16 protein-coding genes are annotated in these 15,579 nt (G+C 66.2%); 9 read left to right on the forward strand and 7 right to left on the reverse strand.

The genetic code is table 11. The annotated features are described in order from the left end of the window. From ABEI27_RS00900 to ABEI27_RS00925, 6 genes are all read left to right on the forward strand, one after another. A partial coding sequence (locus ABEI27_RS00900) for a hypothetical protein (RefSeq protein WP_375797535.1) occupies positions 1-517 on the forward strand: 517 nt, incomplete at its 5' end. Positions 518-634: 117 nt separating this feature from the next. Beyond that, entirely contained in the window at positions 635-1,762 is a 1,128-nt protein-coding gene (hemC, locus tag ABEI27_RS00905; protein ID WP_375797536.1) for a hydroxymethylbilane synthase, read from the forward strand. Between the two features lie 2 nt (positions 1,763-1,764). Further along, a complete protein-coding gene (cobA, locus tag ABEI27_RS00910) occupies positions 1,765-2,661 on the forward strand; it encodes a uroporphyrinogen-III C-methyltransferase (RefSeq protein ID WP_375797537.1) in 897 nt (298 codons plus the stop codon). After that, positions 2,658-3,431, forward strand: a complete 774-nt coding sequence (locus ABEI27_RS00915) for a uroporphyrinogen-III synthase (RefSeq protein WP_375797538.1) — start codon at positions 2,658-2,660, stop codon at positions 3,429-3,431. Before cobA ends, ABEI27_RS00915 begins: the two co-directional genes overlap by 4 nt. Before the next feature lie 9 nt (positions 3,432-3,440). Next, entirely contained in the window at positions 3,441-4,649 is a 1,209-nt protein-coding gene (locus ABEI27_RS00920) for an MFS transporter (protein WP_375797539.1), read from the forward strand. Positions 4,650-4,674: 25 nt separating this feature from the next. After that, positions 4,675-6,126 carry a DHH family phosphoesterase gene (locus tag ABEI27_RS00925; RefSeq protein WP_375797540.1) on the forward strand — a complete coding sequence of 484 codons (1,452 nt, stop codon included), beginning with the start codon at positions 4,675-4,677 and terminating at the stop codon, positions 6,124-6,126. 165 nt (positions 6,127-6,291) lie between these two features. Here ABEI27_RS00925 and ABEI27_RS00930 read toward each other — a convergent pair whose 3' ends face one another. The 7 genes from ABEI27_RS00930 to hemB all read right to left on the reverse strand — a co-directional run bounded on the left by ABEI27_RS00930 (position 6,292) and on the right by hemB (position 13,862). Continuing rightward, positions 6,292-7,632, reverse strand: coding sequence for a glutamate-1-semialdehyde 2,1-aminomutase (locus ABEI27_RS00930; RefSeq protein ID WP_375797541.1), 1,341 nt, complete (start codon positions 7,630-7,632; stop codon positions 6,292-6,294). A gap of 72 nt (positions 7,633-7,704) precedes the next feature. Beyond that, positions 7,705-8,511 (reverse strand): type II CAAX prenyl endopeptidase Rce1 family protein, encoded by an 807-nt coding sequence (locus ABEI27_RS00935; protein ID WP_375797542.1) that lies wholly within the window; start codon positions 8,509-8,511, stop codon positions 7,705-7,707. Positions 8,512-8,600: 89 nt separating this feature from the next. Then, positions 8,601-8,963 carry a P-II family nitrogen regulator gene (locus ABEI27_RS00940; RefSeq protein ID WP_375797543.1) on the reverse strand — a complete coding sequence of 121 codons (363 nt, stop codon included), beginning with the start codon at positions 8,961-8,963 and terminating at the stop codon, positions 8,601-8,603. Continuing rightward, positions 8,960-10,375, reverse strand: coding sequence for an ammonium transporter (locus ABEI27_RS00945; protein WP_375797544.1), 1,416 nt, complete (start codon positions 10,373-10,375; stop codon positions 8,960-8,962). The genes ABEI27_RS00940 and ABEI27_RS00945 overlap by 4 nt, the downstream gene beginning before the upstream one ends. A gap of 460 nt (positions 10,376-10,835) precedes the next feature. Continuing rightward, positions 10,836-11,186, reverse strand: a complete 351-nt coding sequence (locus tag ABEI27_RS00950; RefSeq protein ID WP_375797545.1) for a P-II family nitrogen regulator — start codon at positions 11,184-11,186, stop codon at positions 10,836-10,838. Further along, positions 11,179-12,555: an ammonium transporter gene (locus tag ABEI27_RS00955; protein ID WP_375797546.1), complete on the reverse strand. Its 1,377-nt coding sequence runs from the start codon at positions 12,553-12,555 to the stop codon at positions 11,179-11,181. Before ABEI27_RS00955 ends, ABEI27_RS00950 begins: the two co-directional genes overlap by 8 nt. Before the next feature lie 326 nt (positions 12,556-12,881). Beyond that, positions 12,882-13,862 carry a porphobilinogen synthase gene (gene hemB, locus ABEI27_RS00960; protein ID WP_375797547.1) on the reverse strand — a complete coding sequence of 327 codons (981 nt, stop codon included), beginning with the start codon at positions 13,860-13,862 and terminating at the stop codon, positions 12,882-12,884. 133 nt (positions 13,863-13,995) lie between these two features. On the opposite strand from hemB, the gene ABEI27_RS00965 reads away from it, so the two are divergent. The 3 genes from ABEI27_RS00965 to ABEI27_RS00975 all read left to right on the forward strand — a co-directional run bounded on the left by ABEI27_RS00965 (position 13,996) and on the right by ABEI27_RS00975 (position 15,572). Continuing rightward, positions 13,996-14,517 carry a DedA family protein gene (locus ABEI27_RS00965; RefSeq protein ID WP_375797548.1) on the forward strand — a complete coding sequence of 174 codons (522 nt, stop codon included), beginning with the start codon at positions 13,996-13,998 and terminating at the stop codon, positions 14,515-14,517. An 89-nt stretch (positions 14,518-14,606) separates the two neighbouring features. Beyond that, positions 14,607-14,834 (forward strand): hypothetical protein, encoded by a 228-nt coding sequence (locus tag ABEI27_RS00970; protein WP_375797549.1) that lies wholly within the window; start codon positions 14,607-14,609, stop codon positions 14,832-14,834. Between the two features lie 60 nt (positions 14,835-14,894). Then, positions 14,895-15,572: an Sjogren's syndrome/scleroderma autoantigen 1 family protein gene (locus ABEI27_RS00975; protein ID WP_375797550.1), complete on the forward strand. Its 678-nt coding sequence runs from the start codon at positions 14,895-14,897 to the stop codon at positions 15,570-15,572. Positions 15,573-15,579 lie beyond the last annotated feature (7 nt).

Here is a 15,579-nt window from a genome sequence, read left to right on the forward strand (position 1 = left end):
CTCGCAGGATCAGTTGGCAGTGCCATTGCTGATCACCTCGTTCCACTCACTACTTTCATTCGACGAGGACAGTTCGGATTTCGGAAGCCGGAACGGCGGTGGCGAGATCGAAGACCCCGTCGGCGACTTCCTCCCTCGCGCGAGCGTTGACTCCCGCTGGTGGTACTGGATCGCCGCTGTTCCCCTCTACGTCGTCTTCGGTGGCGTCCTCGCCGTCTTCTTCGTCGGCGTGCTTCTCTTCGACATCTTCCTCACCGGCGGACTGGCGACGGTCTTCGGAGCGTTCGTGATCGTCCCAACAATCGGACTCGGCGGACTACTGCTCACGGTTCTGTTCCCGACAGCGACGTACATCGACGCCCGGGCTATCGCCGAGTCCGACGCCGCCTGGACGCCTAGTCCGTTGCTCTGGGGACTGATCGCCCTCGCGACCGTCGTCGGGAGCGTCTTCAGCCTGTCGCTGGTCGTCGCGCTGTATTACCTCTACAAGCGCCACGTCGAAATCGGAACCCCTTGAGGACGCGCCACCGAACCCTGCTCCTATGACGGAGCCGACCAGAGTTCAGCGGCCGTCCGCGCCGATGTCGCGACCGAAGTAGAGGCCTTTTCACCCGTGGCCGTCGATAATCCCACGATGACTACTCGCGCCACACTCCGATTGGCGACTCGGGGCTCAGACCTCGCGCTCCGGCAGGCGGCGACGGTCCGGGACTCGCTCTCGGGCCGACGCCAGGACGTCAACCTCGTCGAGGTCGAGACGCGGGGCGATCAGATCCGAGACGAACTCATCCACCGACTCGGAAAGACCGGCGCGTTCGTCCGCGCGCTCGACGAGAAAATTCTCGGCCGCGAGGTCGACGCCGCGGTCCACTCGATGAAAGATATGCCCACAGAGGGCCCCGACGAACTCGTGGTCTCCGGCGTCCCGGAGCGCGAGTCGGCCGCGGATCTACTCCTGACGCCCGACGGGGCCACGCTCGAGGACCTGCCGCAGGGCGCAGTCGTCGGCACCTCCTCGCTCCGACGGAAAGCCCAACTGCTCGCCGAGCGGCCCGATCTCGAAGTCGAACCGTTGCGCGGTAACGTCGATACACGGGTGGAGAAACTCCTCGCCCCCGGACTGCAGGCCGAGCACCAACGCCGGATCGAGGCCGATCGTGAGGAGGAAATTGAAGATTCCGACGACGCCGGTGAGAGTGACGGCGACGATCCTGAGTCCGACCTCGACTTCGAGCAGTCGACCGAAGAGTGGTTCGACGGCCTCGCGGAGATCGAGCGGCGCGCACTCGAACGCGACCTCGACACGGAGTACGACGCGATCGTCCTCGCCGAAGCCGGCCTGCGCCGCGCCGGACTCCTCCATCACGTCGAGTACGTGCATCTCGACCCCGCGTCGTTCGTTCCCGCACCCGGACAGGGCGCTATCGCCGTCACGTCCCGTGCGGACGGCGACGTGTCGGAGACGATTCGATCGGCGATCGATCACCCGCGGACGCGCGTGGAGACGACCGTCGAGCGGACGGTGCTCGCGGAACTCGGCGGCGGGTGCATCGCGCCGATCGGTGTCCACGCAAAACTCCAGGGCGAGTACGTGCACACGACTGCACGAATCCTCTCCGGCGACGGGGAGGAGGAAGTTGCGGCGACCCACGACATCCCGGTTGCAGACCACGCGAACGAGGCCGCCGCGTTCGCCGCCGACCTCGCCGACGAGGGCGCCGACGACCTGATTGCCGCGGCTCGCAAAGCCGCGGAGGAGTGACGATGGGCGAGGAAGAGGCAGAGACGATGGACGCAGGCGCATCGGGCGCGGAGACGGCAGACACAGACGCGTCGAGCGGAAACACGTTGCAGACTGGCGCACTGAACGGAGAATCGTCGGCGTCAGAGGCCGGTCACGTCTCCATCGTCGGCAGCGGTCCCGGCGATCCGGACCTGCTGACGGTGAAAGCGAAACGCCTGCTGACGGAGGCCGACGTCGTCCTCCACGACAAACTCCCCGGCCCGGAGATCATCGAGGCGATCCCCGAAGACAACCGCGAGGACGTCGGCAAGCGCGCCGGCGGCGAGTGGACGCCCCAGGAGTACACCAATCGTCGCCTCGTCGAACTCGCCCGGGAAGGCAAGCACGTCGTCCGACTGAAGGGCGGCGACCCGTTCGTCTTCGGGCGCGGCGGCGAGGAAATGGAACACCTCGCAAACGAGGGGATCCCTTTCGAGGTCGTGCCCGGAATCACCTCCGCGATTGCCGGTCCCGGTGTGGCAGGAATCCCGGTGACCCACCGGGATCACACCTCCTCGGTCTCGTTCGTGACGGGCCACGAAGATCCGACGAAACAGGAGTCAGCGGTGAATTGGGAGGCGCTCGCGGCGACCGGCGGCACGCTCGTCGTCCTGATGGGCGTCGGGAAACTGCCGGACTACACCGCGGCGCTCCGTGAGGCGGGGATAGATCCGGACACTCCCGTCGCACTCGTCGAGCGGGCGACGTGGCCAGGGATGCGCGTCGCGACCGGGACGCTCGAAACAATCGTCGACGTGCGCGATGCGGAAGGCATCGAACCCCCCGCGATCACCGTCATCGGCGACGTCGCGGCCACGCGTGAGCGCGTGTTAGAGTTCCTCCGAAACCAGCCCAAGACCACGGAGGGCGATGAATGAACCGTGACGTCCGTGTCGCGGTCTTCCGGCCGGACGACGAGCGGATGGCCGACGCCGTCGAACGACTCGACTCGCTCGGTGCGACCCCCATCCCGGACCCGATGCTCGCCGTCGAACCCACGGGAGCGGTGCCTGGCGACACCGGCGAGGGTGTGGCCGACGACGCTGACCCAGATACCGTCGTCCTGACGAGCAAGACCGGGGTCGAACTCCTCGCGGCCGCGGACTGGTCCCCCGGCAACGCAACGCTCGCGTGTATCGGGCCCAAAACCGCGGCGGCGGCACGCGACGCCGGCTGGACGGTCGACCTCGTCCCGCAGGAGTATTCGTCCGCAGGGCTCGTGACCGCAATCGCCGACCGGATCGACGGACGCGCGGTGGAAGTCGCTCGCAGCGATCACGGCAGCGACGTCCTCCTGGACGGGCTTCGCGACGCCGGGGCAGACGTCTACGAGACCGTCCTTTACCGCCTCGTGCGTCCCGAGGGCTCGGGCCAGTCGGCAGTGATGGCCGCCGGCGGCGAGTTGGATGCGGTCTGTTTCACTTCCTCGCTCACCGTCGAGAACTTCCTCGACGCGGCCGTTGAGCGCGACCTCAAGTCGGAGGCGATTGCGGGACTGAACCGCGCCGTCGTCGGGGCTATCGGCGCGCCGACGCGCGAGACCGCCGAGAGTCACGGAATCCGCGTTGACGTCGTCCCCGACGACGCCACCTTCGATGCGCTCGCGACGGCGGTGGTCGAGGAAGCCGCCCCGACGTACCACGACTAACTCGACAGCGTGAAGTCGGGGACTCGCGGAGCCATCGACGTGTTTGAGCGGTGGCGGGCAGTCGGGTTGATCGGTGGGTGGCAGACGGCGGCGAGTCTCTGCTACTACAGCATCTTCGCCGCGACGGGCTTCGTTCGGGAGGCCTTCTCTCTCTCGGAATCGCTCGTCGGCGTCTTTCTCACGGCCGCACTCGTCGGTTACACCGTCGCGCTCTTTCCGAGCGGCGCGGCCGTGGACGGGTACGGCGAGCGCCCCGTGATGCTCGCGGGACTCGCTGGTCTCGCGCTGGCCGCGGTCGCTATGCCGTTCGCGCCGACGTACGCCGTGGCACTCGGTGTAGCGGTGATCCTCGGGGCGGCGTACTCGACGGCGATGCCGGCCTCGAACCGCGGCATCGTCGCCGCCGCGCCGACCGGTCGGACGAACCTCGCGATGGGATTCAAGCAGGTCGGCGTCACGACCGGCAGCGCCGCGGCCTCGCTCGTGGTCACGGGCGTCGCGGCCGTGGCCGCCTGGCAGGTCGGCTTCTGGGCGATCGGCCTGCTCGCCGTCGGCTACGCCGCTCTCTTCGGAGTCAGGTATCGCGGCCGCCCCGGCACAGGTGAACTTTCGATCCCGGACGTGCGCGGTCTGTTCGGGCGTCCCACGTACGTCACCCTCGTCGCTGCGGGGTTCTTCATCGGCGCGTCGATCTTCACGATGCTCGGGTACATCGTCCTCTTCGTGCAGGACGCAGTCGGGACGAGCCCCGCGCTCGGTGGCGTCGCGCTTGCGCTCACCCAACTGACCGGCAGCGGCGCCCGTATCGGCGCTGGCAGCCTCGCGGACCGCCTCGGCAGTGCCCGTGGAGCCGCGCTCGTCGCGCTCGGCCAACTCGGCCTCGGCGGCACGCTGTTCGGTGCCCTTGCGCTCGCCCCTAGGTCGATCGCGCTCGCGCTCGTTCTCTTCGCGGGACTCGGCGTGTCTATCCACGGATCGACCGGCGTCTTCTACTCCTGTCTCACGGAACTCGTCGACGACGACGAAGTCGGTGCGGCCACGGCCGGCGGCCAGACCGCGATCAACCTCGGCGGCGTAGTGACGCCCCCGCTGTTCGGTCTCCTCGTCGAGACTGCCGGATACAACGCCGCGTGGGCGTTACTCGCGGGCACTGCCGGTCTGGGAGCTGTCCTCCTCCTTACCGTCGTCCGCCGACCGTCGGGCGGAACGTGGATTTAAATCCGAGAACGACTCACGACCGGGTATGAGCGCGGACACGACGACCGGTCGAGACGCTCCCGTGCCCGACCTCGGCGAGCGGGCGGCCGCCTGTGCAGCCCGCCTGCGCGACGCCGACCGGGTCCTCCTCGCCTCCCACATCGACGCCGATGGGTTGACGAGTGCGGCGATCGCCGCGAACGCGCTCGAACGCGCCGGCATCCCGTTCGAGACCGTGTTCGCGAAGCAACTCGACGAGACCGAAGTCGCGCGGATCGCCGCCGCCGACTACGAAACGGTTCTCTTCACCGACTTCGGAAGCGGTCAACTGGACGTGATCGCGCCGTACGCGGCCGACGGCACGTTCACCCCGGTGATTGCGGACCATCATCAGCCAGCGGACCTCAACGATGGGACTCCCGAGCCCGACTATCACCTCAATCCGCTTCTCGTCGGCCTCGACGGCGCCGCCGAACTCTCCGGTGCGGGCGCGAGTTACGTACTGGCCCGCGCGCTCGAATCCGGGCGAGTCGACAACCGCGACCTCGCGGCGCTAGCGGTCGTCGGAGCGGTGGGCGATATGCAGGCCACGGACGGCGGTCTCTCGGGGGCGAACGAGCGCATCGTCGCCGAGGGCGTCGCCGCAGGCGTCGTCGAGGAGGCCACCGACCTCCTCGTCTACGGGCGGCAGACCCGACCGCTGCCGAAGTTCCTCGAGTACGCTACCGACGTCCGAATCCCGGGCATCACGAACGATGAAAACGGGGCGATCGAGTTCCTCACGGATCTCGGCCTCGAAATAAAAGACGGCGACGAGTGGCGTCGCTGGGTCGATCTGTCGATGTCAGAGCGCCAGACGGTGGTGAGCGGTCTCCTGCAGCGGGCAATCGCCTCGGGCGTTCCCGCCGATCGGATCGACGACCTGGTTGGAACGACCTACACGCTCACCGACGAGGATCCGGGGACCGAACTCCGCGACGTCAGCGAGTTCTCGACGCTCCTGAACGCGACGGCCCGCTACGAGCGTGCGGACGTCGGCCTCGCGGTCTGTCTCGGCGACCGCGACGCGGCCCTCGATCAGGCGCGGACCCTCTTGCGGAACCACCGCCGCAACCTCTCGGAGGGGCTCCAGTGGGTCAAAACCGAGGGGACGACCGTCGAGGACAACGTCCAGTGGTTCGACGCCGGCACCCGGATCCGCGAGACCATCGTCGGCATCGTCGCCGGGATGGCCGTCGGCGCCTCGGGCATCCGCGGCGACACTCCGATTCTCGCCTTCGCCGAAAAGTCCGACGAGGAGGTGAAAGTCAGCGCCCGCGGTTCGCACGTCCTCGTCCGGAAGGGGCTGGATCTCTCCCGTGTGATGCGCGAGGCGTCGCGGGCTGTCGGCGGTGACGGCGGCGGCCACGACGTTGCGGCCGGGGCGACCATTCCGGCCGGAACCCGAGCGGAGTTCGTCACCGAAGCGGATCGAATCGTCGGCGAACAGTTGCCGTGAGAACGGGGGAGCCGCGCTCCTGTCGCGTGCTGGGCGTCTTCAGTGAACGGGCTGGTGGAGGGCCGGCGGTGACTCGCCGCTCGCGTCAGGCGGTACGACGTCTGTCGGCTGGGGGCTGCCGTGCCCGGAAGCGACCGACGGTCGGGCCCGAGAAGCGAGAGAACTTTAGAGCGCTCTCTTGTACGCTTCCAGCGTCTCCTCGACGTCTTCGTCGGTGTGAGCGTACGAGACGAACTGGGACTCGAACTGGTTGGCGGTGAGGAAGATGCCGCGGTCTTTCATCTCCTGCCAGAAGATCCGCTCCCAGCGCTCGGTTTCAGCGGTCGAGACGTCTGCGCCCGTCTTCGGACAGTGATCGAAGCGCGCGCAGGATTCGCGCTGGCGACAACCGGCGTCGCAGACCTCCGCGGAGGCGTCACCCGGGCCATCCCGCGTGAAGACCGTTTTGAACATCGAATCGGTCCCGACGACCGTGTATGACGGCGCCTGATCGGCCGCAATCTCGGTGATTCCTCGCCGGAGGCGCTCGCCGAGTCGGTTGACGTGCTCGTAGACGTCGTTTTCGGCGGCGTGTGTCAGGTACTCGTAGCCCGCGGCCATCGTGACGGGATGCCCGGAGAACGTGCCGGACTGGAAGACCTCACCCGAAGGGGTGAACTGCTCGATGACTTCCGATTGACCGCCGATGGCACCGACCGGGAAGCCGCCGCCGACGATCTTGCCGAACGTCGTCACGTCGGGCGTGACACCGAACTTCCCCTGTGCGCACTGAAGACCGCCGACGCGGAACCCCGTGATGACCTCGTCGAAGATCAGGAGCGAGTCGTGCGCCTCGGTCAGTTCGCGGAGTCGTTCCAGGTAGCCGTCGACCGGAAGCACGATCCCCGTGTTACCGAGGATCGGTTCGGTCAGGATCGCCGCGATGTTCTCGCCGTGTGCCTCGAAGACCGCCTCGATCGCGTCGACGTCGTTGAACGGGACCGGGATCGTGTGTTCGGCGAACGACGAGGGGATGCCCGGACTGCTCGGTTCGGCACTGTCGGGACCGCCCTCGACGAGCGTCGACTCCTGAGCGCCGTGGTAGCCGCCCTGCATCACGACGATCTTGTCACGGCCGGTGTAGCCGCGGGCCAGGCGGACTGCCGAGACCGTCGCCTCCGTGCCGGAGTTGACGAAGCGGACCATCTCGACGCTCGGGACGTGGCGCGCAACGAACTCCGCGAGGTCGACCTCGACCTCGGTGGGCGCGCCGTACATCGGCCCGTCAGCGGCGTGAGACTGGACCGCCGCCTGGACTGCTTCGGGCGGGTCGTGACCGTACAGCAGCGGCCCGTAGCCCATCACGTAGTCGACGTAGCGGTTCCCGTCGGCGTCGACGACGTGAGCGCCGTCACCGCGCTTGATAAAGAACGGGTACGGACGGGTCGCCCGAACGGAGGAGTTGACGCCGCCAGGCAGCACCGACAGGGCGCGGTCGTACAGCGCCCGTGACTCGTCGTGGTTCATACGTGCCGGTTCGAGAGGAGCGGCAAAAATCCTTCCTGGTTCCGGCGAGCGAGTGGGACGCGAGAGGCCGGCTCACTCGCCCCGCAGCCATCCGACGGCTGTCGGGTCGTCGGAGTCGTCTATTTCCGTTCCGCTATCGTCGCCTTCGCCTGTGTCGCCGGGAGCAGCAGGATCACTGTCGGGAGCGGCATAGAGTTCGGCAAGCAGGAGGCCGACCGCATCGTTCAGCGCGTGGATGGCGATCAACGCGGGGAGCGATCGGAACCAGAGATACAGAAGCGTCGTCACCAGCGCCGGCTGGGCGATGCGGAAGACGGCCTCGCGATCCCACGTGTCGCCGGAGTGACCGATCGTGAACGCGAGAAAAGAGATCCCACCGGCGACCGTCGGACTGCCCGTGAGCGCGAGGAGTCGCTCCAGGGCGTACCCGTGGAACGCGGTCTCCTCGGTCGCCCCGGCAGTGAACGCGACGAACAGGCGCTCGGGGATCGACAGTGCGGCGAACGAGCCGAGTCCGGACGCCAGGCTCTCACCCCCGTCGCCGATTCTGGCCCACAGCGGCGCAGTGAACATATTCAGCCCGAGCATCGCGGCGAGGCCGACGCCGACCTGCCAGACGAGGCGCTCGACAGACTCGATCCGCCAGCCGACCGAGGCGAGCGAGTTGCCTTCGAGGGCAACGACGAGTAAGAGCACAGCGGGCACGGCCCACTTCCAGAGGTGTTCGCGGAGTGCCGTCGCGCGACCGGGCGCGGGCAAAGACGTTCCCTCGATCGCAGACGGAGTCCACCCGGGGATCGCGCGGCGCAGGCGGTCGAACAACTCGAAGCCGACGAGGGCGACGAGGAGACCGACGGCGGTGATCGGAGTGGGTTCCACGTCCAAACGGGGGCGTGGGTCCGTCTTTGCTCTTTCTTTCCGACGTCATGGCTTCGAGCGCCGCAGCAGCGAAACGATGGCGGTAGTCGCTACACTGCGTCGGGGCCGGTCTTGCCCGTCCGAATCTGGTAGGCCGATTCGACTGGGAGGACGAACACCTTGCCGTCGCCCTTCTCGCCGGTGTGACCGGCGTCGGCGATGGCCTCGACGACGTCCTCAGCGGGGATATCGGCGACGACGCACTCGATTTTTACCTTCTGATGCAGGTCGACGGTGTACTCCTCGCCGCGCCACTGGCCTTTCTTGGCGGGCTGTGATCCGCGGCCGGACACGTCCGTAACCGTAAGCGAGGGCGCACCGACCTCCGCGAGTGCCTGTTTGACGTCGGTGAGTTTGTCCGGTCGAACGAACGCCATCACGAGTTTGATCTCACCGCTAGCTGTGTCGCTCATAGTTTATCCTCCTCGCGAGCCTCCGAATCAGTTTCGCTGGTAGCGGTCGTCTCGGACGTGTGAGACGTGACACCGCCGTCGGAGCGGAACGTCCTGCCGTCGACGCGCGCCGTCGATTCGTCCGGACTGCCGAACTCGGGGTAGGTATCGACACCGTGTTCGGAAGTGTCGAGCCCTTCGACCTCGTGCTGGCGGGAGACCCGCGCCTGACCGATCGACCGGAGCGCGCCGAAAACGACTGCGGTGGCGGCGAACGTCCACAGCGCGATGACCGCGACGCCGACGACCTGCGGAACGAGCAGGCCGACGAACGAGGCGCCTCCGCTCCAGAAGCTCGTCGCCACGAACGGGTACGCGAGCGCGCCGAGAATCCCGGCAGAGCCGTGGACCGGGAAGACCGCACAGACGTCGTCGATGTGCAGGCGCTTTTCGATGAACTCGAAGACGACCGGGAGCTGTGCACCCGCCAGGATGCCGACGACGATTGCACCCGGCCAGACGATGGCGTCGGCAATCGAGGTGATGCCGACCAGACCGGCGAGGAGGCCGTTAGCGACGTAGAGCGTGTCGACCTTGCCGGTCTTGTAGACCGCGACACCGGCGGCCCCGATTGCGCCCGCGGCCATCCCGAGCGTCGTCACGAGCGCGACGCGGCCGACGGTCGCGAACGAACCGAGAACCACGCTGCCGTCCGAGAGCGCGAGCGGCGAGGCTGAGGTGCCGACGTTGAAGCCGTACCAGCCGAACGCCAGGATGAGCGTCCCGAGGACGGCGAACGTCAGCGAGTGACCGGGGATGACGTTCGCGCTGCCGTCGTCGTTGAAGCGGTTCATCCGCGGGCCGATGATCCACGCGGCCGTGAGGCCGGCGATGCCGCCCATCGCGTGAACGATGACGCCGCCCGCGAAGTCTTTGAACCCGAGCGACGCGAGGAAGCCGCCGCCCCAGGTGAAGCCCACGACGACCGGGTAGATGACGGCCGCCAGCAGTATCGTGTAACTGACGTACGCGCGGAGTTTCGCACGGCCGGCGACGGCGCCGGAGACGATTGTCGCCGCCGTCATCGCGAACACGGCGCCGAACAGCCAGTTCACCCAGGCGGCCGCCGCGCCTGCCTCGGGCAGATAGATGGCGGCGAACGCGTCGACGACGGCGTACGAGCCCCCACCGGTCAGTCCGCCAGCAATCGTCGAGACGGCCGCGCCGACGAGGAAGTAGATCACGACGCCGACGCTCCACGTCAGGAGATTCTTCGTGAGTTGGTTCGCGACGTTCTTCGAGCGGACCTGTCCCGCTTCGAGCATTGCGAAGCCAGCGTGCATAAAGAAGATCAGGAAGGTCACCGTCAGGACCCAGATCATATTCACACCCTGGACCAGGGCGGAGAGATCTGACTGCAGTGCGATTATCATACGATACCACCGACGCGTGGTGCTCTGTTGTAGCTTGGACGATCGTACATCTGTGATCTCGATTCGCGTTGGTTCGTTCGCGAATCTCGATCAGTTCTACCGACCCAAGAGAGTATAATTATTTTCGTTTAGATTTTCAAATAATTCACTTTTCTCAGAACGCACGTTCGATACACTATGAAATACAAAGAATATAAGGACGTACTTGGGAGGAAAAAGAGACAATTGTTGCCTAACTTTCTCACGATCGTGTGACCGGGTGGGCACCGAAAGCGAGTCTCAATTTGGCGAGGGTTGCGGGTCACCACGCGCCAATTGCGCTCGGGCGGCGGTCCGTCGACGAGTGATGTGGAAGGCACAGCAATGCCGCTCCCCGGAACAGTGCGACAACGAACCGAAAAGCGCCGAAAACAGCACCGGATGGAAACACTCGAGACCGGCAGTACCGGTGGGCGGGCCTCTACACCGCGTCAGGCCCCGTGTTGCCCGTCCGGATCTGGTATGCCGATTCAACCGGGAGGACGAACACCTTGCCGTCGCCCTTCTCGTCGGTGTTGGCCGCGTTGACGATCGCGTCGGCAACGTCGCTGGCGGAGATGTCCGCAACGACGCACTCGACTTTCACCTTCTGGTGGAGGTCGACGGTGTACTCTTCGCCACGCCATTGGCCCTTCTTTGCCGGTTGGGACCCGCGGCCGGAGACGTTCGTCACCGTCAGCGAGGGTGCGCCTACTTCTGCGAGCGCCTGTTTGACGTCGCTGAGTTTGTCCGGCCGAATGAACGCCATCACGAGTTTGATCTCATCACTCATCGTCGTTCACCTCCGTCTCTGCAACCGAGACGCCGCCGTCAGTGCGGACGTCGCCGCCGTCGGTAGCGACCGTGCCCTCGCGCGTCTCGTTGGGGACGAACTCGGGGTAGACGGCGACGCCGTGCTCGCCCTCGTCGAGTCCCTCGGTCTCTTCTTTTTCGCTGACGCGCAGGCCGACGAGCGAGTCGAGCGCGACGAGTACGACCGCCGAGGCGGCGATCGTCCACAGCGCGATGACCGCGACGCCGATGATCTGGAGCGCGAACTGGTTGGCCGCGAAGCCGCCAACCGCGAAGACCGGAATCAGTGCCGTGCCGACCGCGCCGGCGACGCCGTGGACCGCGAAAACGCCGCAGACGTCGTCCACTTGCAGCGTATCGACCGTGAAGCGGAACGCCGGTAGGACCAGGAAGCCGCCCAGGCCGCCGAGCAGCGCGCCGCCCCACCACGTCACGTGCGGGACCGCACCGGTCACGGCGACCAGCCCGGCGAGCAGTCCGTTGGCCGTCCAGAGCGGGTCGGGCTTGCCCTGGTAGTACGCGGACGTGACCATCGCCATCGCGCCGCCAGCGCCCATCCCCAGGGTCGTCACGAGCGCGACGCGGCCCAGTGCGGCACCCATAAACGTGAGACTGCCGTCGTCAGCGACCGCGAGAATCGTCGCCTGCGTGCCGACGTTGAAGCCGTACCAGCCGAACGCCAGGATGAACGTCCCGAGAACCGCCAGCAACATCGAGTGGCCCGGGATCGCCTGGCTGTTACCGTCCTCGTCGTAGCGGCCCTTGCGGGCGCCGACCAGTTTCGCTGCGACGAGGCCGGCAATGCCACCGCACATATGGACCACGGTCGCGCCGGCGAAGTCGAGGTAACCCGCACCGAGCGCGGCGCCGATGAAGCCGCTACTCGAAAGCAGGCCGCCACCCCAGGTGAAGCCGACGACGACCGGGTAGATGAACGCCGTCATCATAATCGTGAAGATCACGTACGCCTTGAAGTTCATCCGTTCGGCGACGGCGCCGGAGACGATCGTCGCCGCCGTCATCGCGAACACGGCGCCGAACAACCACCCGATCCAGGCGGTCGGATCGCTGATGTACGCGAACGCACCGGCGACGCTGCCGCCGGAGGTGAGCGCCCCAATGACGCTGACGACGCCCGAGCCGACGACAAAGTAGATCAGGACGCCGAGGAACCAGTCGCTCATATTCTTCATCAGCACGTTTCCGACGTTTTTCGCGCGAACCTGCCCGGACTCTAGCAGGGCGAAGCCCGGCTGCATGAAGAAGATCAGGAACGAGACGACGAGGACCCAGACGTTGTTAATGCCTGATGCAACCGCCGACGGATCGACCTGCAACAGCGTTACCATACAGTCACCCCATCGAGAGTACATTCAGTCAACTGTCCGCCGTATTCGATGTGATTCGTGGTTTGTATCACAGAATATCCTCAGGTACAGGTACTATATAAAATTTGGAGTTTAGAATGTCAAAAATATCTATCAATACGGATACGTGCGTATGATTTGGTGAACAATATAATGAGTATAAGGTTGCGCACCAGAGACAGAGACGTGCTGGTGCGGCGAATTAGTGGACGTTTGTTCAGGCAAATGCTGCCAAAGTGATCAAAAACGTCGGGCGCGACAGATCAACAGCGGCTTCGTGAAGAGTAGATGACGTGCCCCGCGGGTGTTCAGAGCCGATCGGCGACGTCCTCGGCGAAGTACGTGACGATGAGGGCAGCGCCGGCGCGCTTCATTGCCAGCAGCGACTCGTATGCCGCCTCCTCGAGGTCGAGCCACCCGTTCTCCGCCGCAGCGTGAACCATCGCGTACTCCCCGGAGACGTTGTAGGCGGCGACGGGGTAGTCGAACGACTCCCGAACCGAGCGGACGACGTCGAGGTAGGCCAGCGCCGGCTTGACCATCAGCACGTCCGCTCCCTGTTCGACGTCGAGGCGAACCTCCCGGGTCGCCTCACGGCCGTTCGCTGGATCCATCTGGTAGTGGCGTCGGTCACCGAATGCCGGCGCGCCGTCCGCAGCATCCCGGAATGGACCGTAGAACGCGCTTTCGTACTTCGCCGCGTAGGACATAATGGGGAGGTTCTCGTAGCCGGCCTCGTCGAGTGCGGTTCGGATCGCGGCGATCATCCCGTCAGTCATCGAACTCGGCGCAACCATATCTGCTCCCGCCTCGGCGTGTGAGACGGCCGCCTTCGCGAGCAGGTCGAGCGTCTGATCGTTTTCGACCGTGAGTGTCGGATCCCCCTCGGCGTCGGGTTCGAGAACGCCGCAGTGACCGTGACTCGTGTACTCGCAGAGACAGACATCGGTGATCACGTACGCGTCAGTTTCGGCGGTGATGCGGCGGACGGCCTCTTGAACGATGCCGTCGTCTGCCCAGGCGCGCGTCCCGCGTTCGTCTTTCGATTCGGGGATCCCGAACACCATCACCGCCTCGACACCGGTTTCGCGCACCGCCTCGACGCGGGGGACGGCCTCGTCGATGGGCACCCGCTCGTGGTTCGGCATCGATTCGATCGGCACGCGCTCGTCGGTCGTCGCGTCGACGAAGATCGGCGCCACGAGGTCTGTCGCATCGAGGTCGGTCTCGCTGACCAGCGATCGGATGCCGTCCCGACGGAGTCGTCGCGGGCGCACTCTGCGGTCCATACCGACAATTGACCCCGGGCGGAAAAAATCGCATCGTTCGATCCTCGGCCCGCTCACGTCGTTCCCGTTCGCCCATCAGCAGCGTGCCGGGGGAACGAAACGCGTTTGTGCAGGTCGGCAGAAACACAAGACGATGGTGTCGGCGCTCGCCCTCCAACTCGACGCGATGCCGCCGCAGTTGTTGGCGCTCTTAGAGTCCCAGTGGGCGTACGTGGCGCTCTTCGGGGTGTTCGTCCTCGAAGGAGCGATGCTGATGTACTTTATGCCGAGCGAACTCATCGTTCCGGGGTCGCTGCTCCTGCTCGGAGGCGATGCGCTCGTCCCCGTTCTCGCCATCGCCGTCGCTGGGGCGACGCTCGGGCAGTACGCGCTGTTCAAAATAGCCCAGCGTGGTGGTCGGGAGTACCTCCTCGAGAAGCGGTGGTTCCGCATCGAGGAATCGAAACTCGAGCGGTTCGACGGGTGGTTCGAGCGCTGGGGGCCCGTCGTGGTTCCGGTGAGCAACGCCCTGCTGTTCACACGCGGGATGCTGACGGTTCCGGCGGGGTTCGCGGAGATGGATGATCGACGGTTCATCGGGTTGTCGGCGCTCGGCACGCTCGCGTTCGAGGTCGCGCTGGCTGGACTGTATCTCTACGCCGGTCGGGTGTTGTAGCGACCCCGATTGCGGGCCGTATCGGACTACCAACAGGGGGACTCTCGGCTGTCGGCAGTGTTTTGCCCCACGCGTGAGCATCGTCGGCTATGACCTCGACGCGAACAACAACGGTCGGCGCGGCCCGGGACGCTGTGCCGTTTATGCTGATCACGATCATCTGGCTGGTTCTCTCGCTGGCGCTCTATGGCCTGTTCATCGTGACGAAACCGGACGTCGACTACGCCCCGTGGGTGCACGCGTCGGTGCTGCTCCCGGGCCTGATCGGCCTCCTCGGGCACACGCTCCGACAGTCGATCTCAGTGCTGAGCGAGTGAGTCGAGCGGAGGGCAGTCAGCCCGGAGGATTTTTCGAGACACGGCGCGTTCTCTCCGAACGTGAGCGACTTCGACGAGGAAGCCGAGCGACGGCGACTGCGCGAAAAATACGAGAAAGACCAGGAGCGCCGCAAGGAGACACAGCAGATGAGCGAGTTGCTGCTGAAGGGCGCGACGATGACGAATCAACACTGCGGCGAGTGTGGCTCACCGATCTTCCGATACGAGGGCCAGGAGTTCTGTCCGAGTTGCCAGCGCGTCACGGGTGGCGACGCGGCACAGGGCAGAGCCGAATCGGACAGCGACGCCGACGCTGCCGGGCACGGGGGCCAGCAGACGGCGGACCCCGCCGGATCGGCTGAGGGGAATCCGCACGCCACGGGGACCGAGTCGATCGACGTCGATCCCGTTACCGACGAAAGCGCGGGCGGACGGTCGGCAGGCCAATCCGGCGGAGCGTCGGACGCCACCGACCGCGGCGCGGAGATCGGTCAGCGAGACGCGAATTCGGGAGCGCCCGGCGAGAGCGCCGACCCACGGCGGGCCGTGAGTGCCCAGTCTGCGGGCGCTTCCCGCAGGAGAGCCAGCGAAGTGGGTGAAACTGCGCGTGCGGCGCTGCTGAATGCCCTGAAGCGACACGCTGGGGAGGCCGCGGCGACCGACGATCCACACCTGGCGAAAGACCACCTCTCGGCTGCGCGGGAGGCTGCCGAGGCACTGGCCGCGCTCGATCGGTGAGCAACCG

It is taken from the genome of Halobellus sp. (assembly GCF_042218505.1).
GTDB lineage: Archaea > Halobacteriota > Halobacteria > Halobacteriales > Haloferacaceae > Haloquadratum.

Bases quoted from the DNA above. Each gene is read 5' to 3' on its own strand.
- hemC (WP_375797536.1), top strand. From the start codon at position 635: ATGACTACTCGCGCCACACTCCGATTGGCGACTCGGGGCTCAGACCTC.
- cobA (WP_375797537.1), top strand. From the start codon at position 1,765: ATGGGCGAGGAAGAGGCAGAGACGATGGACGCAGGCGCATCGGGCGCG.
- ABEI27_RS00915 (WP_375797538.1), top strand. From the start codon at position 2,658: ATGAACCGTGACGTCCGTGTCGCGGTCTTCCGGCCGGACGACGAGCGG.
- ABEI27_RS00925 (WP_375797540.1), top strand. From the start codon at position 4,675: ATGAGCGCGGACACGACGACCGGTCGAGACGCTCCCGTGCCCGACCTC.
- ABEI27_RS00930 (WP_375797541.1), bottom strand. From the start codon at position 7,632: ATGAACCACGACGAGTCACGGGCGCTGTACGACCGCGCCCTGTCGGTG.
- ABEI27_RS00940 (WP_375797543.1), bottom strand. From the start codon at position 8,963: ATGAGCGACACAGCTAGCGGTGAGATCAAACTCGTGATGGCGTTCGTT.
- ABEI27_RS00945 (WP_375797544.1), bottom strand. From the start codon at position 10,375: ATGATAATCGCACTGCAGTCAGATCTCTCCGCCCTGGTCCAGGGTGTG.
- ABEI27_RS00950 (WP_375797545.1), bottom strand. From the start codon at position 11,186: ATGAGTGATGAGATCAAACTCGTGATGGCGTTCATTCGGCCGGACAAA.
- ABEI27_RS00955 (WP_375797546.1), bottom strand. From the start codon at position 12,555: ATGGTAACGCTGTTGCAGGTCGATCCGTCGGCGGTTGCATCAGGCATT.
- hemB (WP_375797547.1), bottom strand. From the start codon at position 13,862: ATGGACCGCAGAGTGCGCCCGCGACGACTCCGTCGGGACGGCATCCGA.
- ABEI27_RS00965 (WP_375797548.1), top strand. From the start codon at position 13,996: ATGGTGTCGGCGCTCGCCCTCCAACTCGACGCGATGCCGCCGCAGTTG.
- ABEI27_RS00970 (WP_375797549.1), top strand. From the start codon at position 14,607: ATGACCTCGACGCGAACAACAACGGTCGGCGCGGCCCGGGACGCTGTG.